Genomic DNA, 2,541 nt, shown 5'->3' on the forward strand with positions numbered 1-2,541 from the left:
TGGCCGGCCTGGCCGGGGTGGGTGTCGCGCTTGCCGCCAGCGGCCATGCCAGTGCCGCCGAGCCGCAATGGCTGACGCGACCAATGGTGTTCCTGCACGGCGTCGGCATCTCCTTCTGGGCCGGTGCGCTGGTGCCACTCGGCATGGCGCTGAAGGGGCAATCGGCGGAGGCCGCGCCATTCCTGCGGCGGTTTTCACGCCTGATCCTGCCAGTGGTGGCCGTGCTTGCCGCTGCCGGCGTCGTTCTCGCCGTCATCCAGGTGCAAACGCCCTTGGCACTGGTAGACACCGCCTATGGCCGGCTGCTGCTGATCAAGCTCGGGCTCCTGGCCTTCCTGTTTACGCTCGCCGCCGTCAACCGATGGAAACTCACAGCGTCGGCCGAGGCCGGAGCGACGGAAGTGCAACGCAGGCTCTCCCGTTCGATCGGCGTCGAACTGCTGATCGTGCTGGCCATCTTCGGCGTGGCCGCTGGCTGGCGCTTTACGCCGCCGCCACGAGCCCTGGCGATCGCGGCCGCCCAACCTGTCTCGGTCCATATCCATGCGCTGCAAGCAATGGCCGACCTCAGCATCACGCCCGGCCATGCCGGACCGGTGGTTGCCTCGATGATCATCATGAGCGGCGATTTCGGCCCGCTCGACGCCAAGGAGGTGACGCTGGTGCTGTCGAAGCCCGATTCCGGCATCGAGCCGCTGAAGCGTGCGGCGACCAAGCCCGGCGACGGCAGCTGGCGTGTCGACGACCTCGTCATCCCGGTTCCCGGTCGGTGGACGGTGCGCATCGACATTCTGGTCTCGGACTTCGAGATGGTGAAGATCGAGGCGCCTGTCGACATCAGGCCGTAATGCTGGACCGCCAGGTACCTCGACACGGGCACGGTCGACAATCCGGGTAACACAATTCGGCGAGGCGGTTGACGCGGCGCGAAAGGCCCGTCAATCATCCCCGCAAAATCGCGGGCTCCAACCAACAAGATCCGAAAGCAGGGAAGAAACGATGGAAAAAGCCGAAATCGGTCTGATCGGCCTTGGCACGATGGGCTCCAACCTGGCGCTCAACATCGCCGAGCACGGGCATCGCATCGCCGTCTTCAACCGCACCAAAGCGCGCACCGACGCTTTCGTCGAGAATGCCGGCGCGCTCAGGGATATGGTCGTGCCTTGCTACAGCCTGGAAGAGCTTGCCGCCGCGATCCGGCCGCCGCGCCCGATCATCATCATGGTGCTGGCCGGCAAGCCGGTCGACGAACAGATCGCCGCCTTGCGCGGCGTGCTGTCGGCCAACGACATTGTCATCGACGCCGGCAACGCCAATTTCCGCGACACGATGAGGCGCTTCTCCGAGCTTTCCGGCTCGGGTCTCACCTTCATCGGCATGGGTGTGTCCGGCGGCGAGGAGGGTGCGCGCCACGGACCGTCGATCATGGTCGGCGGCACTGAGGACTCCTGGAAACGGGTCGAGAAGGTGCTGACCGCGATCTCCGCCAAGTTCAAGGACGAACCCTGCGCGGCATGGCTCGGCACCGACGGTGCTGGCCATTTCGTCAAGACCATCCACAACGGCATCGAATATGCCGACATGCAGATGATCGCCGAGATTTACGGCATCCTGCGCGACGGCTTAGGCATGGGACCGAAGGACATCGGTACGGTGTTTTCCAACTGGAACGAGGGCCGGCTCAATTCCTACCTGATAGAGATCACCGCCAAGGTGCTGGCTGCCGACGATCCGAAGACCGGCAAGCCGGTGGTCGACATCATCCTCGACCGCGCCGGCCAGAAGGGTACCGGCAAATGGTCGGTCATCGAAGCCCAGCAGCTCGGCATTCCCGCGACCGCGATCGAGGCGGCGGTGGCGGCACGGGTTCTGTCGTCGATCAAGGACGAGCGACTGGCGGCGGAAAAGGCCTATGGCAATATCGGTGTGACCAAGATTTCCGGTGACAAGGACGCTCTGCTCAAGGATCTCGAACTGGCGCTGTTCGCCGGCAAGATATCAGCCTACGCCCAAGGTTTTGCGGTGATGAGCGGCGCCTCCAAGGAGTTCAACTGGAACCTGCCGATGCCGACCATCGCCAAGATCTGGCGCGCTGGTTGCATCATCCGCTCGCAGATGCTCGATACGATGGCGGAAGCCTTCAGCAAGGGCGGCGCCTCGACCAACCTTCTGATGGCGCCGGCCTTTATCTCGTTGATGCAGGAGGCGCACTCTTCGCTGCGGCGGGTCGTGGCGCGCGCATCGGAGGCCGGTTCGCCGGTGCCGGCGCTGTCTTCGGCACTTGCCTACTTCGACAGCTACCGCCAGGGCCGTGGCACTTCGAACCTGATCCAGGCGCAGCGCGACTTCTTCGGTGCGCACGGTTTCGAGCGCATCGACGGACCCGGTGCATTCCATGGGCCTTGGGGAAGCGGTGCGGCTGGCTAGCAAAGCCAGCCCATAAGCCATGCTCTAGATGTGGAGCCTCAACAGGTTGTCGTCGGTTAAGGCGAGGCGACTGATGGGCGGTTTTGACTTTAGGCTGCCGTGGGGGCGATGCCA

At 64.3% G+C, this 2,541-nt stretch carries 2 protein-coding genes; both read left to right on the top strand.

All coding sequences use genetic code 11. The features are described from left to right. Nucleotides 1-848: CopD family protein (locus tag NKJ06_RS35105; RefSeq protein ID WP_352812498.1), on the top strand; the 848-nt coding region annotated here is incomplete at its 5' end. Nucleotides 849-999: 151 nt separating this feature from the next. Next, on the top strand, nt 1,000-2,427 hold the full coding sequence (gene gnd / locus NKJ06_RS35110) for an NADP-dependent phosphogluconate dehydrogenase (protein ID WP_352636292.1): 1,428 nt from the start codon (nt 1,000-1,002) through the stop codon (nt 2,425-2,427). Nucleotides 2,428-2,541: the final 114 nt, after the last annotated feature.

It is taken from the genome of Mesorhizobium sp. M0293, from assembly GCF_040321735.1.
Classification (GTDB): domain Bacteria; phylum Pseudomonadota; class Alphaproteobacteria; order Rhizobiales; family Rhizobiaceae; genus Mesorhizobium.